This is a genomic window from Pseudomonas urethralis, assembly GCF_021602465.1.
Taxonomy (GTDB): Bacteria; Pseudomonadota; Gammaproteobacteria; order Pseudomonadales; family Pseudomonadaceae; genus Aquipseudomonas; species Aquipseudomonas vlassakiae.
In genome coordinates this window covers 1-22,046 of record NZ_BQIJ01000006.1, presented here as the reverse complement: position 1 = coordinate 22,046, position 22,046 = coordinate 1, and the positions used below count along the sequence as shown (strand labels likewise).

Here is a 22,046-nt window from a genome sequence, read left to right as displayed (position 1 = left end):
CGCATCGCGGGCAAGCCCGCTCCCACATCTGTTTCGGGCCAGTCACTCCTGTACCGCCAACAGGATCCGCCTTGGTGCATGACTGGAGACAGGTGGAACAGCATCAGCGCCCACCAAGATGCATCGCCATGCCCCTGTTGGCCTCCACCGAGATGTATCGCCATGCCTACAAGGCGGTCCCTGTTGGCTTCACAGGAGAGATTGGCCCGAAACAGATGTGGGAGCGGGCTTGCCCGCGATGCGCCGCGCGGGCGGCGCTCGATCTCAAAGGCGCTGAAGAGCTAAAGGCATATACCTGTCAGCCCTGATACTGTCTACAGCCCGGCACATGCCAGCCCTGACACTCCATCAAGACAGGCACATCGCAGCCATCAAACAGACAAACGAAGAAGGCCGACCCCGCAATCGGGGTCGGCCTGTCGAACCGCAAAAACTTGCTGTTATTTGCCAGCAGTCAGCGCGTTGTAGCTGGTCATCAGATTGCGGTAATCCGGAATATGGTTGGAGCACAGCGCCGCCAGCCCTTCGATGTCGTTGCGCCAGTCGCGGTGCAGCTCGCAGGCCACGCCAAACCAGGTCATCAGCTGCGCACCGGCCCGGCTCATGCGGTCGTGTGCGGCATCACGGGTCATTTCGTTGAAGGTGCCGGAAGCGTCGGTCACCACGAACACCTCGAACTCTTCTTCCAGCGCAGCCAGCGCCGGGAACGCTACGCACACTTCGGTCACCACGCCGGCAATGATCAGCTGTTTCTTGCCAGTGGCCTTCACCGCCTTTACGAAGTCTTCGTTGTCCCAGGCGTTGATCTGGCCAGGGCGGGCAATGTACGGGACATCCGGGAACAGTGCTTTCAGTTCCGGCACCAGCGGGCCGTTGGGGCCTTGCTCGAAGCTGGTGGTGAGGATGGTCGGCAGGTTGAAGAACTTGGCCAGGTCGGCCAGGGCCAGCACGTTGTTCTTGAACTTGTCCGGTTCGATGTCGCGCACCAGCGACAGCAGGCCAGCCTGGTGATCGACCAGCAGCACGGCGGCGTCGTCTTTGTTCAGGCGGTTGTAGGTGAATTTGCTCATGGTCTGTGCTCCTAAGGTTTATGAATTTTTCAGCAATCGGGGGTGTTTCGGGTTGATGGGCACAGATTAAAATCATCAACTTTAAGGCGGTAGACTGCGAAAATTGCCTTTAGCGTTCCATTTGGAGAACGATGATTGGAAGACCTCAACTCCCTGTACTACTTCACCCAAGTCGTGGAACACGGTGGCTTCGCCCCTGCCGGGCGGGCATTGGACATGCCCAAGTCGAAGCTCAGCCGGCGCATCGCCGACCTTGAGGAGCGCCTGGGCGTTCGCCTGCTTCACCGCACCAGCCGCCACTGCTCACTGACCGAGATCGGCCAGGCCTACTACAACCGCTGCCTGGCCATGCGCGTGGAGGCCGAAGGCGCGGCAGAGATCATCGAGCGCAACCGCAGCGAACCGCGCGGCCTGGTGCGCATCAGTTGCCCGACCACCCTGCTCAACTCCTGGGTCGGGCCGATGCTGACGCGCTACATGCTCAAGTATCCGCAGGTCGAACTGTTCATCGAGAGCACCAACCGCCGCGTCGACCTGCTGCACGAGGGCTTCGACATTGCCCTGCGGGTGCGCTTCCCGCCGCTGGAGAACACCGACATGGTGATGAAGGTGCTGAGCAACAGCACCCAGTGCCTGGTCGGCCAGCCGCAGTACCTCGAGCAACTGCCAAAAAACTTTGACCCGCAGTTGCTGAGCACCCTGCCGAGCCTGCACTGGGGCAGCGCCCAGCGGGAGTACCAGTGGGAGCTGTTCCAGGGCGAGGACAGCGGCCGCAGCATCGTCATCCCCTATACCCCGCGCATGGTGACGGATGACCTGTTTGCCCTGCGCCACTTCGTGGTGGCCGGGGTGGGTATCGCGCACCTGCCACGGGTGGCGGTGCGCGAGGACCTCGCGGCAGGAAGGTTGGTGGAGCTGATCCCGGACTGGCACCCGCGCTGCGGCATCGTGCATGCGATCTTCCCGTCGCGGCGTGGGTTGCTGCCCTCGGTACGGGCGCTGATCGATCACCTGGCCGAGGAGTTTGCGATCAGCGACATGGCCTGACGCTCCTTGAGCAGCACGTCGACCAGCAGCGCCAGCACCACAGCCCCGGCTGCCACGCCGAACAGCGCGCCGTAGTGGCCATCCGTGGCGGCGAACAGCGCCGAGTAGCCGTAACCGGCAATGGCCTGGAAGCTGGCGAACGAGACTGTCGCCCGGCTCCAGGTCGCGTTCTGCTGGGCGTGGCCTTCGACCAGTTGATGCACCCGAGCCAGCGCCAGCGGTACGATGCCCGGCGGAAACGAGCCGATCAGCAACGCAGCAGCACCCAACACACGCAGGTCGTGACTCGCCAGCAAGGCACCGAGCGCGGCCAGTTGCGCCAGCAGCACCAGACGAATGCCGGCGCGTGCCCCCAGGCGGTCGGCCAATAACCCATACAACACCGGGCCGACAATCGCGCCAAGGCCATAAAGCCCCCACATGGCAGCGCCCGCATGAGAGCCTGCGCCCAGGCCACGGCTCACGTAGTCGACCAGGAACATCATCGGCGCCACCAACGCCGTAGCCATCAGGGCGTACTGCCCAAATAGTACGAGAATCGCAGGTGAAACCACTGATTTTGGCAATGCAGGTGCCGCTGGCTGAGGGCCATGCTCGGCGGGCCAGCCGGCCCAGCTGCTGAAGGTCAGCAGTAGCGCCAGCGCGGCCAGGCCCAGCCAGGTCTGTGGCAGCCCTTTCTCCAGCAGCCAAGGCACCAGGCTTGCCGAAGCTGCAACGCCCAACCCCAGGCCCAGAAAGATGGCGCCGCTGGCCAGGCCCCGCCGCGTGGCGCTGACATGGGGCAAAATGACGCTTGCCACCAGCACCATGATCACCCCTCCAGCCACACCCGACAGCATACGCCAGGCAAAGAACCAGCTCACTGACAGTGGCCAGGCACAGGCGAGGAATGTCAGGCTTACCAGCACCATCATGCCGCGCAGCACCGTTGCGCCCGACCAACGCTTGGCCAGCGGCCGGCCGATCAGCGCGCCGACCAGATAGCCGGCCAGATTGGCTGCCCCAAGGTAGACCACCGCGGCATTGGCAAACCAGTGTGCATTGATCAGCGCCGGGATCAGTGGCGTATAGGCAAACCGTGCCAGGCCGATCCCAACCAGGCTGGCGCACAGCCCGGCCCAGATCGGCAACCAGGGCGCTCGTGGAATCGAAGCGTTCATGATCTTCCCTTGCGCCCTGCTCGGCGCTTGCTGATGGTGATGGGAAAAGCATAAATTCGCCGAACGAAGAAATAACGCAGCGAGTTTTCATCTCTGCGCTGCATTTTTGCATCACCGAGGAAGGCTTCGATGAACTGGGACGACACCCGCGTTTTTCTGGCGTTGTGCCGCGAGCAAACCTTGCGTGGTGCCGCCCGCAGCCTGGGCGTAGACCAGGCGACCGTGGGCCGCCGACTCGCTTCGCTGGAAGGCGCGCTGGATGCCACGCTGTTCCTGCGCACCTCCAGCGGTTATTCGCTGACCAGCGCCGGCGAGGTCGCAATGCGAGCTGCGCTGGAGATGGAGGCCGCCGCCGCCGGCCTGCAGCGGCAGATCCTTGGGCTGGATGAACGCCTGAGCGGTGTGGTGCGCATCACCAGTACCGATGCCTTTGCATCGGAATTCATCATTCCGACGGTCGCGCAGTTGCGCTTGGAGCACCCTGGGATCGAGGTGCAACTGCACGCATCCACGCAGATGCTCAACCTCAGCCAGCGCGAGGCGGATATCGCCGTGCGCACGCTCAAGCCGGACAACCCCGAGCTGGTCGTACGACGCCTGGCGCGCTGGCGCACCGGATTATTCGCTTCGCATGAGTATCTGCAGCGGCGTGGCGAGCCTACGCCGGGCAGTGCGTTCGCCGGGCACGAACTGGTGGTGTATCAACCGTATCTGGACAGTGGCAAGGAGGTGACACTGGCCGGTGAGCCGATTGACCAAGGGAACATCGCCATGACCTGCACCTCAGGACTGATGGTGCGCCACGCGCTGGCCTGCGGAACAGGCCTGGGTGAACTCCCCGTGCCGATGGGGCAACGGGCGGGCTTGCAGCAGGTCTGGACTCACGGCAGGCCTTACGACATCTGGCTGGTGACCCATCAGGATGTGCGTCATACGGCAAGGGTGCGGGTAGTGATCGAGGCGATTGCGCAGGCCTTCGGCCAATAGGTCGCTTCGCGAAGGCGCTGCCACAGGCAGCCCCAACGCCAGCACACGCGTGCAAGACCCTTGGCCTGCCATTGCGCCACAGTCCCGGATCATCCCCCTCGGAGCCTCCATGATCCGCGCCAATCACGGGCCAGGCCGCGCCCTGTTCGCCGCCCTCGCCCTCTGCCCCGCCATTGCCCAGGCTGATGAACCCGGCTGGTCGCTGCTCAGCCGCAACTACTTCCTGCACAGCGACTTTCGCTCGCCCTCCGCCAGCGGCCAGAACTACCGCCAGGAATGGGCTCAGGGATTCATCGGCGAGGTACGCTCAGGTTTCACCGAGGGCATGCTCGGCGTCGGCCTCGACGCCCACGGTTTCCTCGGCCTCAAGCTCGACGGCGGCCGCGGCCATGCCGGCACCGGCCTGCTGCCCCGCGACAGCGATGGCCGCGCCGAATCCGACTACGCCAGTGCCGGCGCCGCACTCAAGCTGCGCCTGGGCAACACCCAGCTGCACTACGGTGAAATGATGGTGGAGACCCCTGTGTTCGACACAGGCGACAAACGTCTGCACCCGGAATACGCCACCGGCTGGTTGCTGGAGAACACAGATCTGCCCGATTGGCGTTTGCAGGCAGGCCGTTTCACTGCCTTCAACAATCAGGACAATAGCTCGACGCATGATGACTTCAGCGGCTATGGCGCGACGACGGAGAATCGGGCCATCAGCCTGGCCGGCGCCACCTTCGCGCCGCACGGCCCGTTCGGTGGCGCGTTGTACGCCGGGGAGCTGGAAGACACCTGGCGCCAGGCCTACCTCAACCTGAACCTGACCGAAGGCAATTGGCGCCTGGACGGCAACATCTACAAGACCCGCGATACCGGTAACGCCAGCGCAGGAGCAATCGACACCCTCGCGTACAGTGTGCTGGCCAAATACAGCTTCGGCGCTCAGGCGCTGAGCGTGGCTTACCAGAAGGTCGAGGGAAAGACCCCGTTCGACTTCGTCGGCGGCGATTCCATCTACCTGGCCAACTCGATCAAGTACGCCGACTTCAACGGCCCCGGCGAACGCTCGTGGCAACTGCGCTACGACCTCAATTTCGCCACCCTCGGTGCGCCCGGCCTGAGCCTGATGGGCCGCTATGTCAGCGGCCGTGGCATCGATGGCAGCCATGCACCTGCGGGTGGCGCCTACGTGGACCAGTACGGCCAGGGCGGCAAGCACTGGGAACGCGACATCGACCTGAAATACGTGGTGCAGTCGGGCGCGGCCAAAGACCTCAGCCTGTCGTTTTCACACGTCAGCCACAGAGCCAACCAGGCCCAGGGCGGCGATGACATCGACCGCCTCTACCTGATCATCGAGTACCCGCTCAAAGGCAGTTTCTGAGCTCATGCCGTCAGCAGACGGCGCTGATTGCCGAGGCTGGGCAAAAGCAAAAAAAGGGGCCATCGCGGCCCCTTCCTTTCGACATCACATCAGCTTAGAACGCGAAGCACGAGCAACCCAGTGCCCCCCAGAAGCCCTGGAAGTCATTGACTGGCACACTCGACTTACGCGCCTTGTCATGGCTGTGCGCATGCACCCCACACGGCCCCGAGCACTGGTGCACGGCTGCCGCCAGCGACGGCGTGCCTGCACGCCAGTGCCCTGGGACTTTGGCCACCGGCGACCATTCCGGCAGCACCGGCACCTGCGGTGGGCCGAGCTTGTCGAATTCGGCCGCGCCGTACACCACCTTGCCATCAACCACGGTCAGCACCGACTCGATGCCCTTGATCGCTTCCTCATCGACACTGAAGAAGTCCAGCGACAGCGCCGCCAGGTCGGCCAGCTGGCCCACCTTGATCTGGCCCTTCTTGCCCTGCTCGCTGGAGAACCAGGCACTGCCCTGGGTGAACAGCTGCAGTGCGGTTTCGCGGTCCAGGCCTTCCTTGTACAGCTCCATACCGCCAACCGTTTTGCCACTGACCAGCCAATACAGCGAAGTCCACGGGTTGTAGCTGGAAACGCGGGTGGCGTCGGTACCGGCACCCACCGGCACGCCCATCTCGAGCATGCGCTTGATCGGCGGTGTCTGCTCGGCGGCCTTGGCGCCGTAACGGTCGACGAAGTACTCGCCCTGGAAGGCCATGCGGTCCTGGATGGCGATGCCGCCGCCCAGCGCACGCACGCGCTCGATGTTTTGCGCAGTGATGGTTTCGGCGTGGTCGAAGAACCACGGCAGGCCATTGAACGGGATGTCACGATTGACCTTCTCGAACACGTCGAGCATGCGCGTGATCGATTCGTTGTAGGTCGCGTGCAGGCGGAACGGCCAGCGCTGCTCGACCAGGTGGCGCACCACCGGTTCCAGCTCTTCTTCCATGGTCTGCGGCAGGTCCGGGCGCGGCTCGAGGAAGTCCTCGAAGTCGGCGGCGGAGAACACCAGCATCTCGCCAGCGCCGTTGTGGCGCAGGAAGTCGGTGCCGCTGTGCAGTTTGACGCTGGAGGTCCATTTGCGGAAGTCGTCCAGCTCTTCCTTGGGCTTCTGGGTGAACAGGTTGTAGGCGATGCGGACGGTCAGCTGATTGTTGTCGGCCAGCTCCTGGATCACCGAATAGTCGTCGGGGAAGTTCTGGTAACCGCCACCGGCGTCGATCGCACTGGTCAGCCCCAGGCGGTTCAGCTCGCGCATGAACTGGCGGGTGGAGTTGATCTGGTACTCCAGTGGCAGCTTCGGCCCCTTGGCCAGGGTAGCGTAGAGGATCATCGCGTTGGGGCGGGCGATGAGCATGCCGGTCGGGTTGCCGAACTTGTCGCGCTGGATCTCGCCTCCCGGTGGGTTTGGCGTGGTCTTGTCGTAGCCGACAGCCTTGAGCGCGGCGCGGTTGAGCAGCGCCCGGTCGTACAGGTGCAGCAGGAACACCGGGGTGTCTGGGGCCGCCTGGTTGATTTCTTCCAGCGTCGGCATGCGTTTTTCGGCGAACTGGAATTCGTTCCAGCCACCGACCACGCGCACCCATTGTGGCGTCGGTGTCCGCGCGGCCTGGTCCTTGAGCATGCGCAAGGCATCGGCCACCGATGGCACGCCTTCCCAGCGCAGTTCCAGGTTGTAGTTCAGGCCACCCCGGATCAGGTGCAGGTGCGAGTCGTTAAGGCCAGGGATGACCGTGCGCTGCTTGAGGTCGATGATCTGCGTGGCGCTGCCCTTGTGGGCCATGGCCTCGGCGTCGTTGCCCACGGCGATGAAGCGGCCGTCCTTGATGGCAACGGCAGTGGCGGTGGGCTTTTCGCGATCAACGGTGTGCAGTTTGCCGTTGAACAGAATCAGGTCGGCGGTCATGGAACCTCCTTGGGTGGATGCGTGGGCGGAACCGGCTTGGCCGGTGAAGGGCAATGCGGACCAGAGGGCGCCGGCGGCACCTAGCACGGTGCTGGTGGCGAGGAACTGCCGACGGGTCTTGTCGTTGCGATCCTGGGGCATGGGCTTCTCCGTCTGGGTGCGGCGGCGGCAGGCGCAACTGCAGAGCATGCCGGCTGATACAGGGTCGGGGCTTGGATGGATGTGCGGTGGGTTGTAGAAGGTTAGCCCTGCTCAAGCTTTGTGCTGCCAGGGCTGGCCTCTTCGCGGCGGTTCGGCGCCCCGATGAACCCGCTCCTACAGGTACAGCGCAAGGCTCAAGGCCTGTGCTATCCCTGTGGGAGCGGGTTTACCCGCGAATGCCCCGGCACGATTACTTCTGAAGGAACGCCAGCAAGTCTTCATTCAGCTGCTGCGCATGAGTCACGGCAAACCCGTGCGGCGCGCCGGCATACACCTTCAGCTCAGCCCCGCGAATCAGCTCCGCCGCGCGCTTGCCGGTGGCTTCGAACGGCACGATCTGGTCGTCATCGCCATGGATCACCAGGGTTGGCACATCGATCTTGGCCATGTCCGGGCGGAAGTCGGTCTGCGAGAATGCGCTCACGCAATCCAGGGTGCCCTTGATCGAAGCCATCAGCGCAATGTTCAGCGTCTGAGTCTGCACGCCCTGGGACACCTGTTGGCCATGGTTCAGGCCATAGAACGGCGTGGCAAAATCGGCAATGAACTGCGCACGGTCAGCACGCAGGCCAGCAACGATACCTTCGAATACCGACAGGTCGACGCCTTCCGGGTTGTCATCACGCTTGCCGAACACTGGCGTCACCGCACCCAACAACACCAGGCCCGCTACCCGCTCGCTGCCGTGGCGGGCAATGTAGCGGCTGACATCACCGCCGCCCATCGAGAAGCCCACCAGGGTCACTTCACGCAGATCGAGGTGTTCGATCAGCTGGGCGATGTCGTCGGCGAAGGTGTCGTAGTCGTAGCCGGTCCACGGCTGGCTCGAACGGCCGAAGCCACGACGGTCGAAAGCGATGGCGCGGTAACCGCGGCTGGCCAGGAACTCCATCTGCGAGTCCCACATGTCGGCGTCCAGTGGCCAGCCGTGGCTGAACAGCACCGGTTTGCCGCTGCCCCAGTCCTTGTAATAGATCGAAGTGCCGTCGCGGGTAACGAGAGTGGTCATGTCGGTATCTCCTTGAAAGTCTGCAGTTGAAAGCGTCGTTGAAGGCGTTGGCTCAACCGCGCAGCCAGGTGGCGCAGCGGCGGGTTACCCAAGGCATGATGTAGAACACCACGGGCAGGATGACGAACAGGTTGCCGATCAGGTTGCCGCTGATCGGGCCGCCGAGCTGCGGGAAGCGCGCGAACAATGGCGCCAGCAGTTGCGGGATGACCAGGGTCATCGGGCAGATCACCAGGTAAGTCAGCAGCGCCTGCTTCCAGCGCGGCGGTTGCGCCGCGTTGGAAGCAGGCGGGGTGAACCAGAACTCCGGATCGTCGTGCACCTGGGTTTGGTCACCGCCGTCGAGCAACGGCAATACTTCGTTGACCAGCGCCTGGCGTTCGGCCGAGTTGACCCAGGCCTGCAGCAGACCTGCGTCGGCGAAGCGCACCACGGTAGTGAAGTGCAGCCCGCCTTCGTCAGGGCGGATAACGTTGACGTCCAGGTGCCCAGGCTGCCTGCGGGCGGCGCTGACCGTGCGCTTGAGCCACGCTTCGTAGGCCGCCAGCGACTCGGCACGGGCCTTGTGCTGGATGACCAGGGTCACCACGTTGCGGTTGTCTTGGAGTGCGGTGTTCATCGGCGTTCCTTGGGATGAGCTTGCCCGCATCCACTTTGCAACGGCGGACGGGCGGAGGATTGGATGGGTGTGCTGCCCTTGCCGGGCACCGTCTGGCGGTGCCCGGGAAAGCGGCTTACTTGCTGGCGTTGAAGGCGTTGTAGCTGGTCATCAGGTTGCGGTAGTCCGGAATGTGGTTGGAGCACAGCGCGGCCAGGCCTTCGATGTCGTTGCGCCAGTCGCGGTGCAGCTCACAGGCCACGCCGAACCAGGTCATCAGCTGCGCACCGGCCCGGCTCATGCGGTCGTGTGCGGCATCACGGGTCATTTCGTTGAAGGTGCCGGAAGCGTCGGTCACCACGAACACCTCGAACTCTTCTTCCAGCGCAGCCAGCGCCGGGAACGCTACGCACACTTCGGTCACCACGCCGGCAATGATCAGCTGTTTCTTGCCAGTGGCCTTCACCGCCTTGACGAAGTCTTCGTTGTCCCAGGCGTTGATCTGGCCAGGGCGGGCAATGTAAGGGGCATCCGGGAACAGCGCTTTCAGTTCCGGCACCAGCGGGCCGTTGGGGCCTTGCTCGAAGCTGGTGGTGAGGATGGTCGGCAGGTTGAAGAACTTGGCCAGGTCGGCCAGGGCCAGGACGTTGTTCTTGAACGCGTCCGGTTCAATGTCGCGGACCAGGGACAGCAGGCCAGCCTGGTGGTCGACCAGCAGAACGGCGGCGTCGTCTTTGTTCAGGCGGTTGTATTTGAAGTTAGTCATGGTGGTAGCTCCTAAGGGTTTTGATGTTCAGTAAGTGGGGTGTTTCGCGTTGATGGGAGAAGATTAAAACCATCACCTTTGGCGCGGTAGATAGTGCTTTTTGGCTTTAGCGTTCCATTTAAGGAACGATCTGTTGGCAGTGGTTTTGCTGGCCTCATTGCTTGCCCGCCCAAGCTGCTCTATTACTACGCACAGCCCTCATCTCACCTCCGAGACCTCCATGCTGGCGTTCATCCAGTCGTCCCCGTTGTTGCTCGGCACCGCCCTGATTCTGCTCGACCTCGTGCTCTGGCAGTTGATCCCGATCCAGCGCCGGGCCTGGCGCATCGGTACGCGTCTAGTGATCTTCCTGCTGTTCAGCGCGGTACTGGTGGCCGCTGGCATGAGCCCGCTGCAACCGCCGCCGTGGCCCGATGACGTCTCGCGCAACCTCATCGCCACGGTACTGGCCATCGGCTGGTGGCTGTTTGGCGCGCGCACGGTGACGGTAGTGTTCGGCTTGCTGCTGGTCGCCCGTGGCAGCCACGGCGGGCGCCTGCTGCAGGATGTGCTGGGGGCGCTGATCTTTCTCGCGGCCGTGGTCGCGGCGGCGGGCTATGTGCTGCAACTGCCGGTGAAGGGCCTGCTGGCCACTTCCGGGGTGATGGCCATCGTCATCGGCCTGGCGCTGCAAAGCACCCTGGCCGACGTGTTCAGCGGCATCGTGCTGAACACCACGCGGCCCTATCAGATTGGCGATTCGATCTCCATCGACGGCACCGAGGGCAAGGTGCTGGATATCGACTGGCGCGCCACGCGCTTGCTCACCGGCAGTGGCAGCCTGGCGGTGATCCCCAACTCGGTGGCGGCCAAGGCGCGGCTGCTCAACCACAGCCGCCCGGCCGATGTGAACGGGGTGTCGATCTGTGTGGTGGTGCCGGCCAAGGTACGCCCCAAGCGGGTTTTCGACGCGCTGGAAAAAGCCCTGCAGGGCACCAGCGCAATCCTCGCCTCACCCAAGCCCAAGGTCACGGTGAAGGCCTCGACCTTGGAGTCTGTGGAATACGAGGCCAGCGGCTTCATCGCGGACATGGCCGGCAAGACCGATGCCCGTAACCAGCTGTTCGATCTGGCGCACCGCCATCTGGAAGCCAGCGGGGTGATGTGGAACGTCGACCTGGCGATGCCTCCGCGCAGCCGCCAACGCGAAGTGTTGGACGAGGTGCGGGTGTTCCGCTCGCTGACTGACGAAGAGCGGGATGCCTTGAGCCAGCGCATGACCGCTGTGGAGTACCTGGCTGACCAGGTGATCCTCGAAGTGGGCGAGCAGTCCGACCACTTGCTGGTGATTGGCAGCGGCGTGGTTTCAGCGTCGGTGCGCGATGGTGACAAGCTGCTGGAGGCCGGCCGCATGGGGCCAGGTGAGGTGTTGGGGATCGAGGGGATCATCGATGAAGATAAATCGTTTGCCGAGTTCCGAACCCTGACCAGTTGCGTACTGTATCGGATCGAGAAGGAACAGGTGAAGAGCTGCCTGGAGCAGCGCGGGGAAGTGCAGACGGCGCTGAGCAAGTTGCAACGGTTCCGGCGCCAGAGTCGGGAGTCGCTGCTGCTGCAGAAGCCGGTTTCGATCAAGAAAGGCGGCTTCCTTAGCTGGTTGCACAAGTAAACCCGTGCCGGCCTCTTCGCGGCGGTTCGGCGCGAAGAGACCAGTGGTTACAGCACAACTCTCAGGCATTGCCCTGCGTGGTACAGCGAAAACCCGGACTCATAGAACGCCGTACGCAGCGAAGGCGCACTCACGCCCTTCATCGGCGAGAACGGGATCGGCAGGCTGTCCGCCTCGCCCTTCAGCAGAAACTCGGCAAACGCCCGGCCAATCACGGTCCCGGTGGTGTTGCCGCGGCCGTTATAGCCCGTCACCGCCACCAGCCCCGGCGCCGGCTCGAACAACCGCATCAGGTGATCCGGGGTGAAGTCGATGCAGCCGGTCCAGTGCATTTCCCACTCGACCTTGCCCAGTTCCGGGTAGTAATGGCTTTGAATCCGGTCGGCCCAACTGCGCACGAACCAGGCCGGCTTGTTGTCGACCCGGCCGAGGCTGCCCAGTAACAGGCGGCCCTGATCGTCACGGCGGATGCTGCTGAGCACGGTGCGGGTGTCCCAGGAGCCCTGGCCGTGCGGCAGCACCTTGTCAGCTGCCGCGCCCTGCAGCGGCTTGGACGCCACCTGATAGTAGTAGCCACGGAAGAACTGCTTCTGCAGGTTGCTCCAGTCGCCTTCGGTGTAGGCGCCTGTGGAAATCACCACTTTATCGGCGCGTACCGAGCCGCGTGCGGTCTTCACCCGCCAGGCATCGCCATCGCGCTCAAGGCCTTCGACCGAGGATTGCTGGAACAGCTTGCCGCCCCGGCGCGCCACGGCGGCGGCCAGGCCCTGGGTGTAGCCCATCGGATTGATGGTGCCGGCGCGGTGGTCGAGCAGCGCGGCGGAAATCTTGTCGGTACCACAGTATTCCTGGCACTGGGCGCCGGTCAGCAGCTCGACGTCGGCACCACGGCGGCGCCATTGCTCGTGGCGGGCCTCAAGGTCAGCGATGCCTGTAGCATTGTGGGCCATGTGCAGCGTGCCTTTGTGCCGGGCCTGGCAGTCGATGCCGAGGCGTTCGATCATGGCGAACACTTCAGCCGGAGCCTCACCGAGCACCTTGTTCAGGCGACTGCCCTGCTTCTGGCCGAGGGTTGCCTCGACGTCGTCGGGGCGGATCCAGGTGCCGGCGTTGACCAGGCCGACGTTGCGGCCAGAGCCGCCGTGGCCGATCTTCCAGGCCTCCAGCAGGATCACCGACTTGCCCTGTTCGAGCAGGTGGATGGCCGCCGACAGGCCGGTGATGCCGCCGCCGATCACGCAGACATCGGCCTTGTGCTCGCCGGCCAGGGCCTGGGTGGCAACGGTCGGTTGGCTGACGTGTTCCCACAAGCATTGTTGACGCAGTTCGGACATGGCCCGGCTCCAGCAGTGTTGTTCTTGTAGGGGCTGCTTCGCAGCCCATTCGCGGGTAAAACCCGCTCCCACAGTGACCTCACAGATTTCGAAAGCTGTGAGGTCCCTGTGGGAGCGGGCTTGCCCGCGAACCGGGGGCTAGGCCCCCGGCCATGCAGCATCATTCCATCAGTCGAACACGATACCCTGTGCCAGCGGCAGCTCGCGCGAGTAGTTCACGGTGTTGGTCTGGCGGCGCATGTAGCCTTTCCACGCATCGGAACCAGACTCACGACCTCCGCCAGTTTCCTTCTCGCCACCGAACGCGCCGCCGATCTCGGCGCCGCTGGTACCGATGTTGACGTTGGCGATGCCGCAGTCACTGCCCGAAGCACTCTGGAAGCGCTCGGCTTCGCGAATGTCGGTGGTGAAAATGCACGACGACAGGCCTTGCGGTACTTCGTTGTTCAGGCGCAGGGCCTCTTCGAAGTCGTCGTAGGCCAGCACATAGAGGATCGGCGCGAAGGTTTCATGGCGCACCACGTCGCTCTGGGCCGGCATTTCAGCAATGGCCGGCGACACGTAGTAGGCATTCGGGTACTGCTCGGCCAGCTGGCGTTCGCCACCAAATACCTGGCCACCTTCGTCACGGGCCTTGGCCAGTGCACCCTGCATGGCGTCGAACGACTGCTTGTCGATCAGTGGGCCGACCAGGTTGTCCTTGCGAGGGTCACCGATGCGCACTTTGCCGTAGGCGGCTTTGACGCGGGCTACCACTTCATCCTTGATCGAACGGTGCACGATCAGGCGACGCAGGGTGGTGCAGCGCTGGCCGGCGGTGCCGACAGCGGAGAACAGGATGCCGCGCACGGCGAGGTCGAGGTCGGCGCTCGGGGCCAGGATCATGGCGTTGTTGCCACCCAGCTCCAGAATGCTGCGGCCGAAGCGGGCGGCCACACGTGGGCCGACTTCACGGCCCATGCGGGTGCTGCCGGTGGCGCTGACCAGCGGTACACGTGGGTCGTCGACCATGGCTTCGCCAGCTTCGCGGCCACCGATCACCAGCTGGGCCAGGCCCGCCGGGGCATCACCGAAGGCTTTCAGGGCTTTGTCGAACAGCGCCTGGCAAGCCAGTGCGGTCAGCGGGGTCTTCTCGGACGGCTTCCACACCACCGAGTTACCAGCCACCAGGGCCAGCGCGGTGTTCCAGGCCCATACCGCAACCGGGAAGTTGAAGGCGCTGATCACGCCGACCACACCCAGCGGGTGCCAGGTTTCACGCATGTGGTGGCCCGGGCGCTCGGAAGCGATGGTCAGGCCATACAGCTGGCGCGACAGGCCGACGGCGAAGTCGCAGATGTCGATCATTTCCTGCACTTCGCCCAGGCCTTCCTGGGTGATCTTGCCGGCTTCGATCGAGACCAGCTCGCCGAGGTCGGCCTTGTGCTCACGCAGCACTTCACCGAACAGGCGCACCAGCTCGCCACGGCGCGGGGCCGGCACGCTGCGCCAGGCTTCGAAGGCGCTCTGGGCCTGATCGATGCGGGCGAGGGTCTCGGCCTTGCCGAGCAGTTTCACCGAGGCGATCTGGCTGCCGTCGATCGGCGTGTGAACAGGGTAGTCGCCCTGGGTGTAAGCCTCGGCGGCAACGCCAAGGCGCTCGAGCAATCCAGCAACCATTTGTGCTTCTCCTACATCGGGTGATGGGGTGGAAAAATGATGTGGATCAGTATTAATCCGATCACACCGGTGCAACAAACGACCTTTATTCCGCATATCATTCCGTCAGGTAATGATTTGAGCCGCAGAGAACGCTATGTCCAAACGCCTGGTGCCCTCCATGACCGCCCTGCAGTGCTTCGAAGCTGCAGCCCGTCACCTGAGCTTTACCCGCGCCGCCGAAGAGCTGCACCTGACCCAGAGCGCGGTCAGCAAGCAAGTGGCGCAGCTCGAAGAGATGCTGCGCCACCACTTGTTCCTGCGTATCCGCAGGCGCCTGCAACTCACCCCTGCGGGCAGCCTGTACCTGGCCGAGGTCAACAAGATCCTTACCCAGGTCGACATGTCCAGCCGCTACGTGCTCACCTACGGCGAGCAGACCGAGATATTGAAAGTAGCCACTCAACCCAGTTTTGGCGTGCGCTGGCTGATCCCGCACCTCAAGGGCTTTGGCAAACGGCACGCCAACATCCACCTCGACATCCGCAACGAGATGGAACCGTTTGCCTTGCTGCAGGGCTCGGCGGATGTGGTGTTCTTCTATGGCCAGGGCACTTGGCCGGGGGCCACCTGCGTGGAGCTGTTCGGTGAACAGGTGGTGCCGGTGTGCGCGCCGGAGCTGTTGGCCGGGCGCAAGCTGGGCGATGCCGGTGAGTTGGCGGACATGGTGTTGCTGCAGAGCACGTCGCGGCCGGAGGCTTGGCATGAGTGGTTCCTGGAGCTCGGGCTGCACAGTGTCAGTGCCTACCACGGGCCGCGCTTCGATACGTTCTACATGGCATTGAGTGCGGCGCAGGCCGGGTGCGGGGTAGCGTTGGTGCCACGGTATCTGGTGGCCAAGGAGCTGGCGGAAGGGAGCTTGGTCATTCCGTGGAATCATGCGATGCCCAGTGCCGGCAAGCACTACCTGGCGTATGCCGAGCATGCGGCGGAGGTGCCGAAGGTACGGGCCCTGGTGGAATGGATTCGCGAGCAGCTTCACGCTTGAGGACCTCTTCGCGGCTAAAGCTGCCCCCACCGGGTACTGAGCAACGCCGTGCAGGACCTGTAGAAGCGGCTTTAGCCGCGAGAGGCCCTTGAGGTCGATCAAAAATGGAATGACTGACTCACTTTTTTTCGCTTGTGAGCCAAGTGCATTCCCAGCTTTCATGTAAGCGTCCAAACCTAACCAGGAAGCTAGCGATGCCCGCCCACGATTTCGTCAGCCCCGACAGCATCCGTGCGCAGTTCTCTGCCGCCATGTCGCTCATGTACAAACAGGAAGTGCCGCTGTACGGCACGCTGCTGGAGCTGGTCAGCGAAATCAACCAGCGGGTCCTGGCCGAGCAGCCCAAGCTGGCTGAGGCCCTGCGCTGGACCGGCGAGATCGAACGCCTGGACCAGGAGCGTCACGGCGCCATCCGCGTCGGCACCGCCGAAGAGCTGGCCACCATCGCCCGGCTGTTCGCGGTGATGGGCATGGCGCCGGTCGGCTATTACGACCTCAGCTCAGCTGGCGTGCCGGTGCACTCCACCGCGTTCCGCGCTGTGCATGAGCAGTCGCTGCATGTCAGCCCGTTCCGCGTGTTCACCTCGCTGCTGCGCCTGGAGCTGATCGACAACCTGCCGCTGCGCGAACTGGCTCAGGGCATCCTGGCCAAGCGTCAGATTTTCACCCCCCGGGTACTCGAACTGATTGCCCGATGCGAGCGCGATGGCGGCCTGAACGAGGCCGATGCCGGCGAGTTCGTTCGTGAAGCCCTGCACACCTTCCGCTGGCACCACGACGCCACGGTCACGGCCGAGCAGTATCAGCAGTTGCATGACCAGCACCGCCTGATTGCCGACGTGGTGGCCTTCAAAGGCCCGCACATCAACCACCTGACCCCACGCACCCTGGACATCGACGCGATCCAGGCCGGCATGCCGGCCAAGGGCATCCCGCCGAAAGCCGTGGTCGAAGGGCCACCCACTCGCCGCCACCCGATCCTGCTGCGCCAGACCAGCTTCAAGGCGCTGCAGGAGAAGGTTGCATTCAGCGACCACCAGGGTAGCCACACCGCACGTTTCGGCGAAATCGAACAGCGCGGTGCGGCACTGACGCCGAAGGGCCGACAGCTGTACGACACGCTGCTCGATGCCACCCGCGCCGCCTTGGGAGGAGCGCCAGCCGAGGCCAATGCCGAGCGCTACATGGCGCTGTTGCAGGAAAGCTTCGCTGCATTCCCGGATGACCTGGCGCAGATGCGTGAGCAGGGGCTGGCTTACTTCCGTTACTTTGCTACCGAGCAGGGCCTGGCCGCGCGGGAGCAGGCGGATCGCCCGACCACCCTGGAAGGCCTGATCGCGGCCGGCCATGTGCACTACGAGGCACTGGTGTACGAGGACTTCCTGCCGGTGAGTGCGGCGGGGATCTTCCAGTCGAACCTGGGGGATGAGGGCCAGGCCGAGTATGGCAGCAATGCCAACCGCGAGGCCTTCGAGGCGGCGCTGGGGCTGCAGGTGCAGGATGAACTGGCGCTGTATGCGCAGAGCGAGCGCCGCTCGTTGCAGGCTTGCGCCCAGGCGCTGAACCTGGGTTCGTTGTAAGGCTCAGGATTGCCGGGGGCGCTCTGCGCCCCATTCGCGGGTAAACCCGCTCCTACAGGATGACCACAGGCTGGAGGCTTGCGCTCTCCCCCAGGATCACCACAGGCTGGAGGCTTGCGCTCTCCCCCAGGACCACCACAGGCTGGAGGCTTGCGCTCTACTTGTAGGAGCGGGTTTACCCGCGAATGGGCCGCAAAGCGGCCCCGTCCAATCTCAGCGGAAGCGGTCCACTTCATGGCGCAGTTGCGCCGCCAACCCTTCCAGCTCGCGCGCGGTCAAGGCCAGCTCATTGGCTACATCACGCTGCTCACTGTTGGCCTGGGCAATGCTCTGCAGGTTGCGGCTGAGCACGGTGGCCGTGCTGCTCTGCTCCTGGGTCGCCGTGCTGATCACGGCAAACTGCTCACCCGCCGTACGGCTCTGCTCATCAATCCGCGCCAGCGCTTCGGCGACCTTGTCGTTGCGCGCCAGCCCTTCCTGCATCAGCAGGTTACCCTGCTCCAGGGTATGGATGGCGTGCCCGGTCTGCTGCTGGATGCTGGTGATCATCCCGGAAATCTCATCGGTTGCCTGACGCGTGCGCGCGGCCAGCCCACGCACCTCATCCGCGACCACGGCAAATCCACGGCCCTGTTCACCGGCCCGGGCAGCCTCGATGGCGGCGTTCAATGCCAGCAGATTGGTCTGTTCGGCAATCGCGGTGATCACGCTTATGATACCGCCGATCTCCTGCGAACGAGCGCCCAGGCTGTCCATGACAGTGGCGGTACCACCCAGCGCTTCGGCGATCTGGCGCAGCGAACTCGACGCTTCGTCCATGGCACTGCGGCCGATGCGGGTCTGCTGGGCGTTGTCACGGGCCATGCGCTCGGTACCCGCCATGTTGTCGGCGATGTTCATCGACGTCGCGCTGAATTCCTCCACCGCACCGGCCATGCTGGTGATCTCGCCGGACTGCTGGTCCATGCCTTCACAGGCACCGGTAGACAACCCGGACAGCGAACGCGCACGGCTGCTGACCTGCTCGGAAGCACTGCGGATGTGCTCGACCATGGTCGCCAGCGCCTCGCCCATCTGGTTGAAGCTGCGGGCCAGCTGGCCGATCTCGTCATGGCTGGTCACATTCAGGCGCGCATTCAGGTCGCCGGCACCCAGTGCCTCGGCCTGACGCACCAGGTCATCCAGCGGGCGCAGCTTGCGGCGCAGCAGCCAAAGGGTGGCGGCCACGGCCAGCAGCATCGCCAGCAGGCTGCCGATGGCAAGACGCAGGCCGACGCTCCAGGTCACCTCGCGGATTTCCGCCTTGGGCATGCTCGCCACCACGGTCCAGGGGCCCTCGGCGAACGGCGCGCTGGCACTGAACAGGTCCTGGTCGGCGTTGGCCGGCGGCACCAGCCATTGGCCCTGGTCATCGCGAATGGCCAACGAACCGGTTGCCCCGATGCGGAAGCGCTTGAGGTTGGCGAACTGGGCATTCTGGGCGTCGGTGTAGTCGAAGCCGACGAACAGCACCGCAATCACCCGGCCGCTGCTGTCGCTGACGGGCACGTAGCGGGTCATGTAGTTGCGCTCGAACAGCACCGCGCGGCCGACGTACATCTGCCCGGCCAGCAGCTTGCTGTAGGCCGGGTGCTGACGGTCGAGCTGGGTACCGATGGCGCGGGTGCCGTCCTGTTTCTTCAGGTTGGTGCTGATGCGCACGAAGTCATCACCGCTGCGCACGAACAGGGTCGCGATGCCGGCAGTCATCTGCTGGAATTCGTCGACCACCTGGAAGTCGTTGTTCAGCAGCTGGTCGCCCAGGTACAGGGCGGGCGTACTTTGACCGGCGACCTGCACGGTTTCGCCAGGGTGCAGCGACAGGCCCGAGGCGAAGCGGCGCTCGAACAGGCCACTCAGGCGCTGGGTGTTGTCCTTGAGAGACCCGTGGAAGGTATCGAGCTGGTCGGCCAGCAGTCGCGCCTCGCTGGCCAGGTGGGCCTGGCGGGTGGCGAGGTTGGCGTCATCCAGCGCACGCAGGGCGAACAGGGTACTGCCGGAAATCACCAACGCCAGCACGATGGCGAGGGCGACACCGAGCTGCGAAGCAATTCGGGCACGCGGTTGAGACATGATGAAGCTCCTGACAAGAGGCCGGGATCATCCTGATCACGCTGACCACCCGCTTGTTTTAGTCGGGAAATCGCGCCCTCTTCCGGGACGCTGGTGCCATTGGATCGGCGTCGTAGCTGAATACTTGAGTGTCGGACCGGGGTATTCGCAAACGTTTTCCCTTTCTGTATCGCCTTTGGGAGGCTGTCAAAGCGGTGGCAGGATTTCCACAGCTGGCAAGTCCATCGCCGCCGCTTCTTCCTGCAGAAACACACTCAAGCGCCGCAGCCGCTCCCCGCCAGGCCGGGTGCGCGGCCATACCAGGTAGTAATCCATGCCACTGGGTACCGCCGTCGGCCAAGGCAAGCTCAGGCGCCCTTGGGCCACATCTTCGGCGACCATGAGCAGATCGCCCATTGAAATGCCGTATCCCCGCGCAGCAGCGATCATGCCCAGCTCCAGGGTGTCGAACACTTGCCCGCCCTTGAGCGACACCTTGTCGCTGAGGCCCATGCGCTCCAGCCATTCGCGCCAGTCACGCTTGTCGGGCGTCGGGTGCAGCAACTCGATGCTCGCCAAGCGCCGCTCGTCCCACCGCCCCTCCTTCAGCAGGTCCGGCGCACCCACCGGGATCAACAGCTCGGAAAACAACCGACGCACCTCCCAATCCGCCGGGAACATGCCGTCGCTGAGCAGCACCGCGCAATCGAACGGTTCCTGGTTGAAGTCGACATGGTCGACATCCATCCAGGCGCTGGTCAGTTGCACCTCGTTGCCAGGTTGCAGGTGCCGGAAGCGGCTCAGCCGCGCCAGCAGCCAGCGCATGGTCAGGGTCGACGGCGCCTTCATGCGCAGGATGTCGTCTTCCCCACGCAAGGTATCGCAGGCCCGCTCCAGCGCAGCAAAGCCTTCGCGCACACCGGGCAGCAGCACCCGGGCCGCCTCGGTCAGTTGCAGGCTGCGACCACTGCGCACGAACAGCCGACAGGCGAAATGCTCTTCGAGGGTACGAACATGCCGGCTCACCGCGCTCTGGGTAATCGACAGCTCTTCACCGGCCCGGGTGAACGAGCTCAGCCGCGCAGCCGCTTCGAATGCGCGCAGTGCATACAGGGGAGGCAGCTGGCGGGACATGGGGCACCTGTCATACGGGGTCGGGAATGGAATGCACTGAATCATATATGCATGAGTTCAACTCATGCCAACCATCGCATTTATCCTTTTGTGCAAAGTTGACCGAAGCCTCAGAATCGTCCCTCGCTCACAGCATCAGGCACAAGGACCTCACCCATGCACGTCGCGCCCACCACAGAACTCAAGGCTTTGCTGCGCCTGGCCGGGCCGCTGATCGCCTCGCAGTTGGCGCACATGCTGATGGTGCTCACCGACACCTTGATGATGGCTCGCATCAGCCCGCAGGCCCTGGCCGGTGGCGGGCTGGGCGCGGCGAGCTATTCGTTCGTGTCGATCTTCTGCCTGGGCGTGATCGCCGCAGTCGGCACCCTGGTGGCGATTCGCAAGGGTGCCAACGACATCGAGGGCGCCACGCGCCTGGCGCAGAACGGCCTGTGGCTGGCCTGGGGCCTGGCACTGGTGGCAGCGCTGGTGTTGTGGAACCTGAAACCGGTACTGCTGCTGTTCGGCCAGCAGCCGGAGAACGTCAATTCGGCAGCCGAGTTCCTCACCCTGCTGCCGCTGGCCCTGCCCGGCTACCTGACCTTCATGGCCCTGCGCGGCTTCACCAGCGCGTTAGGGCGCTCGACCCCGGTAATGGTCATCAGCCTGGTCGGCACAGTGCTCAACTACCTGTTCAACATCGCCCTGATCGAAGGCATGTTCGGCCTGCCGAAGCTGGGCCTGATGGGTATCGGCCTGGTCACGGCCGTGGTGTCGATGGGCATGGCCATCGCGCTGGCGCTGTACATCCGCTGGCACCCTGCCTATGCCGCCTATCCGCTGCGCAAAGGGCTGTCGCGCCCTTCGCTGCCGGCCCTGCGCGAGCTGTGGCGGCTGGGCCTGCCGATTGGCGGCACCTACATGGTGGAAGTCGGGCTGTTCGCCTTCGCCGCACTGTGCATGGGCGTGCTGGGCAGCACGCAACTGGCGGCACACCAGATTGCCCTGCAGATCGTCTCCACGGCGTTCATGGTGCCGACCGGGCTGTCCTATGCGGTAACCATGCGCGTGGGCCTGTACTACGGTGCCGGCAATCTGTTGGCCGCACGCAGCGCCGGGCGGGTGGGGATCGGCTTCGGCGCAACGATCATGTTTGCCTTTGCAGCGTTGTTCCTGCTGATGCCGGAGGCGCTGGTGGGGCTGTTCATCGACCGCAGCGACCCCGGCTTCGCCGCGATCTATCAGCTGGCGGTGCAGTTGCTGATGGTGGCGGCATGGTTTGAGCTGTTCGATGGCATGCAGACCATAGCCATGGGCTCGATACGGGGTTTGAAGGACGCCAAGACCACCTTCCTGATCGGGCTGTGCTGCTACTGGCTGGTGGGGGCGCCGAGTGCCTGGCTGCTCACCTTCACCCTGGGCGGCGGGGCCGTAGGGGTGTGGTG

At 64.2% G+C, this 22,046-nt stretch carries 17 protein-coding genes and 1 pseudogene; 7 read left to right on the top strand and 11 right to left on the bottom strand.

Features of this window, described 5'->3' with window-relative positions:
- Positions 1 to 440: 440 nt before the first annotated feature.
- Positions 441 to 1,070, bottom strand: coding sequence for an isochorismate family cysteine hydrolase YcaC (ycaC, locus tag L6D64_RS11640; RefSeq protein WP_236192441.1), 630 nt, complete (start codon positions 1,068 to 1,070; stop codon positions 441 to 443).
- Between the two features lie 135 nt (positions 1,071 to 1,205).
- Here ycaC (L6D64_RS11640) and L6D64_RS11635 point away from each other — a divergent pair, with 135 nt between their 5' ends.
- Positions 1,206 to 2,117, top strand: coding sequence for a LysR substrate-binding domain-containing protein (locus tag L6D64_RS11635; protein ID WP_236192439.1), 912 nt, complete (start codon positions 1,206 to 1,208; stop codon positions 2,115 to 2,117).
- Here the strand turns inward: L6D64_RS11635 and L6D64_RS11630 are convergent.
- A complete protein-coding gene (locus L6D64_RS11630) occupies positions 2,078 to 3,277 on the bottom strand; it encodes a YbfB/YjiJ family MFS transporter (protein WP_236192437.1) in 1,200 nt (399 codons plus the stop codon). The genes L6D64_RS11635 and L6D64_RS11630 overlap by 40 nt on opposite strands.
- A gap of 129 nt (positions 3,278 to 3,406) precedes the next feature.
- Between L6D64_RS11630 and L6D64_RS11625 the strand changes: the two genes are divergently transcribed.
- Positions 3,407 to 4,264 (top strand): LysR family transcriptional regulator, encoded by an 858-nt coding sequence (locus tag L6D64_RS11625; RefSeq protein WP_236192435.1) that lies wholly within the window; start codon positions 3,407 to 3,409, stop codon positions 4,262 to 4,264.
- A gap of 109 nt (positions 4,265 to 4,373) precedes the next feature.
- Positions 4,374 to 5,636, top strand: a complete 1,263-nt coding sequence (locus tag L6D64_RS11620; RefSeq protein ID WP_236192433.1) for an OprD family porin — start codon at positions 4,374 to 4,376, stop codon at positions 5,634 to 5,636.
- A gap of 94 nt (positions 5,637 to 5,730) precedes the next feature.
- Here L6D64_RS11620 and L6D64_RS11615 read toward each other — a convergent pair whose 3' ends face one another.
- The 4 genes from L6D64_RS11615 to ycaC (L6D64_RS11600) form a co-directional block, all read right to left on the bottom strand.
- Positions 5,731 to 7,572 carry an amidohydrolase gene (locus L6D64_RS11615; protein WP_236192460.1) on the bottom strand — a complete coding sequence of 614 codons (1,842 nt, stop codon included), beginning with the start codon at positions 7,570 to 7,572 and terminating at the stop codon, positions 5,731 to 5,733.
- Between the two features lie 391 nt (positions 7,573 to 7,963).
- Positions 7,964 to 8,782: an alpha/beta fold hydrolase gene (locus L6D64_RS11610; protein WP_236192431.1), complete on the bottom strand. Its 819-nt coding sequence runs from the start codon at positions 8,780 to 8,782 to the stop codon at positions 7,964 to 7,966.
- Between the two features lie 52 nt (positions 8,783 to 8,834).
- Entirely contained in the window at positions 8,835 to 9,401 is a 567-nt protein-coding gene (locus L6D64_RS11605) for an antibiotic biosynthesis monooxygenase (protein WP_236192429.1), read from the bottom strand.
- Between the two features lie 115 nt (positions 9,402 to 9,516).
- Entirely contained in the window at positions 9,517 to 10,146 is a 630-nt protein-coding gene (ycaC, locus tag L6D64_RS11600) for an isochorismate family cysteine hydrolase YcaC (protein ID WP_236192427.1), read from the bottom strand.
- Between the two features lie 220 nt (positions 10,147 to 10,366).
- On the opposite strand from ycaC (L6D64_RS11600), the gene L6D64_RS11595 reads away from it, so the two are divergent.
- A complete protein-coding gene (locus tag L6D64_RS11595) occupies positions 10,367 to 11,794 on the top strand; it encodes a mechanosensitive ion channel family protein (protein WP_186601464.1) in 1,428 nt (475 codons plus the stop codon).
- A gap of 47 nt (positions 11,795 to 11,841) precedes the next feature.
- On the opposite strand, the gene amaA is transcribed toward L6D64_RS11595, so the two are convergent.
- Positions 11,842 to 13,128 (bottom strand): L-pipecolate oxidase, encoded by a 1,287-nt coding sequence (gene amaA / locus L6D64_RS11590; RefSeq protein WP_236192425.1) that lies wholly within the window; start codon positions 13,126 to 13,128, stop codon positions 11,842 to 11,844.
- A 168-nt stretch (positions 13,129 to 13,296) separates the two neighbouring features.
- Positions 13,297 to 14,787: an L-piperidine-6-carboxylate dehydrogenase gene (gene amaB, locus L6D64_RS11585; protein ID WP_186601466.1), complete on the bottom strand. Its 1,491-nt coding sequence runs from the start codon at positions 14,785 to 14,787 to the stop codon at positions 13,297 to 13,299.
- 136 nt (positions 14,788 to 14,923) lie between these two features.
- On the opposite strand from amaB, the gene L6D64_RS11580 reads away from it, so the two are divergent.
- Together L6D64_RS11580 and hglS are read left to right on the top strand one after the other, a co-directional pair.
- Positions 14,924 to 15,814 carry a LysR family transcriptional regulator gene (locus L6D64_RS11580; RefSeq protein WP_186601467.1) on the top strand — a complete coding sequence of 297 codons (891 nt, stop codon included), beginning with the start codon at positions 14,924 to 14,926 and terminating at the stop codon, positions 15,812 to 15,814.
- Between the two features lie 194 nt (positions 15,815 to 16,008).
- On the top strand, positions 16,009 to 17,394 hold the full coding sequence (hglS, locus tag L6D64_RS11575) for a 2-oxoadipate dioxygenase/decarboxylase HglS (RefSeq protein ID WP_236192423.1): 1,386 nt from the start codon (positions 16,009 to 16,011) through the stop codon (positions 17,392 to 17,394).
- 213 nt (positions 17,395 to 17,607) lie between these two features.
- Here hglS and L6D64_RS28520 read toward each other — a convergent pair whose 3' ends face one another.
- The 3 genes and pseudogenes from L6D64_RS28520 to L6D64_RS11565 form a co-directional block, all read right to left on the bottom strand.
- Complete coding sequence (locus tag L6D64_RS28520; protein WP_373874238.1) at positions 17,608 to 18,330, bottom strand: methyl-accepting chemotaxis protein; 723 nt, start codon at positions 18,328 to 18,330, stop codon at positions 17,608 to 17,610.
- A gap of 135 nt (positions 18,331 to 18,465) precedes the next feature.
- Positions 18,466 to 19,506 (bottom strand): annotated as a pseudogene (locus L6D64_RS28515) (Cache 3/Cache 2 fusion domain-containing protein); the annotation flags it as partial.
- Between the two features lie 186 nt (positions 19,507 to 19,692).
- Positions 19,693 to 20,619, bottom strand: a complete 927-nt coding sequence (locus L6D64_RS11565) for a LysR substrate-binding domain-containing protein (RefSeq protein WP_176510456.1) — start codon at positions 20,617 to 20,619, stop codon at positions 19,693 to 19,695.
- Between the two features lie 156 nt (positions 20,620 to 20,775).
- On the opposite strand from L6D64_RS11565, the gene L6D64_RS11560 reads away from it, so the two are divergent.
- Positions 20,776 to 22,046, top strand: a 1,271-nt coding sequence (locus L6D64_RS11560; RefSeq protein WP_236192420.1) for a NorM family multidrug efflux MATE transporter, incomplete at its 3' end; no start/stop codon positions are given.

Bases quoted from the DNA above. Each gene is read 5' to 3' on its own strand.
- ycaC (WP_236192441.1), bottom strand. From the start codon at position 1,070: ATGAGCAAATTCACCTACAACCGCCTGAACAAAGACGACGCCGCCGTG.
- L6D64_RS11630 (WP_236192437.1), bottom strand. From the start codon at position 3,277: ATGAACGCTTCGATTCCACGAGCGCCCTGGTTGCCGATCTGGGCCGGG.
- L6D64_RS11625 (WP_236192435.1), top strand. From the start codon at position 3,407: ATGAACTGGGACGACACCCGCGTTTTTCTGGCGTTGTGCCGCGAGCAA.
- L6D64_RS11620 (WP_236192433.1), top strand. From the start codon at position 4,374: ATGATCCGCGCCAATCACGGGCCAGGCCGCGCCCTGTTCGCCGCCCTC.
- L6D64_RS11615 (WP_236192460.1), bottom strand. From the start codon at position 7,572: ATGACCGCCGACCTGATTCTGTTCAACGGCAAACTGCACACCGTTGAT.
- L6D64_RS11610 (WP_236192431.1), bottom strand. From the start codon at position 8,782: ATGACCACTCTCGTTACCCGCGACGGCACTTCGATCTATTACAAGGAC.
- L6D64_RS11605 (WP_236192429.1), bottom strand. From the start codon at position 9,401: ATGAACACCGCACTCCAAGACAACCGCAACGTGGTGACCCTGGTCATC.
- ycaC (WP_236192427.1), bottom strand. From the start codon at position 10,146: ATGACTAACTTCAAATACAACCGCCTGAACAAAGACGACGCCGCCGTT.
- L6D64_RS11595 (WP_186601464.1), top strand. From the start codon at position 10,367: ATGCTGGCGTTCATCCAGTCGTCCCCGTTGTTGCTCGGCACCGCCCTG.
- amaA (WP_236192425.1), bottom strand. From the start codon at position 13,128: ATGTCCGAACTGCGTCAACAATGCTTGTGGGAACACGTCAGCCAACCG.
- amaB (WP_186601466.1), bottom strand. From the start codon at position 14,787: ATGGTTGCTGGATTGCTCGAGCGCCTTGGCGTTGCCGCCGAGGCTTAC.
- L6D64_RS11580 (WP_186601467.1), top strand. From the start codon at position 14,924: ATGTCCAAACGCCTGGTGCCCTCCATGACCGCCCTGCAGTGCTTCGAA.
- hglS (WP_236192423.1), top strand. From the start codon at position 16,009: ATGCCCGCCCACGATTTCGTCAGCCCCGACAGCATCCGTGCGCAGTTC.
- L6D64_RS28520 (WP_373874238.1), bottom strand. From the start codon at position 18,330: ATGGCCGGTGCGGTGGAGGAATTCAGCGCGACGTCGATGAACATCGCC.
- L6D64_RS11565 (WP_176510456.1), bottom strand. From the start codon at position 20,619: ATGTCCCGCCAGCTGCCTCCCCTGTATGCACTGCGCGCATTCGAAGCG.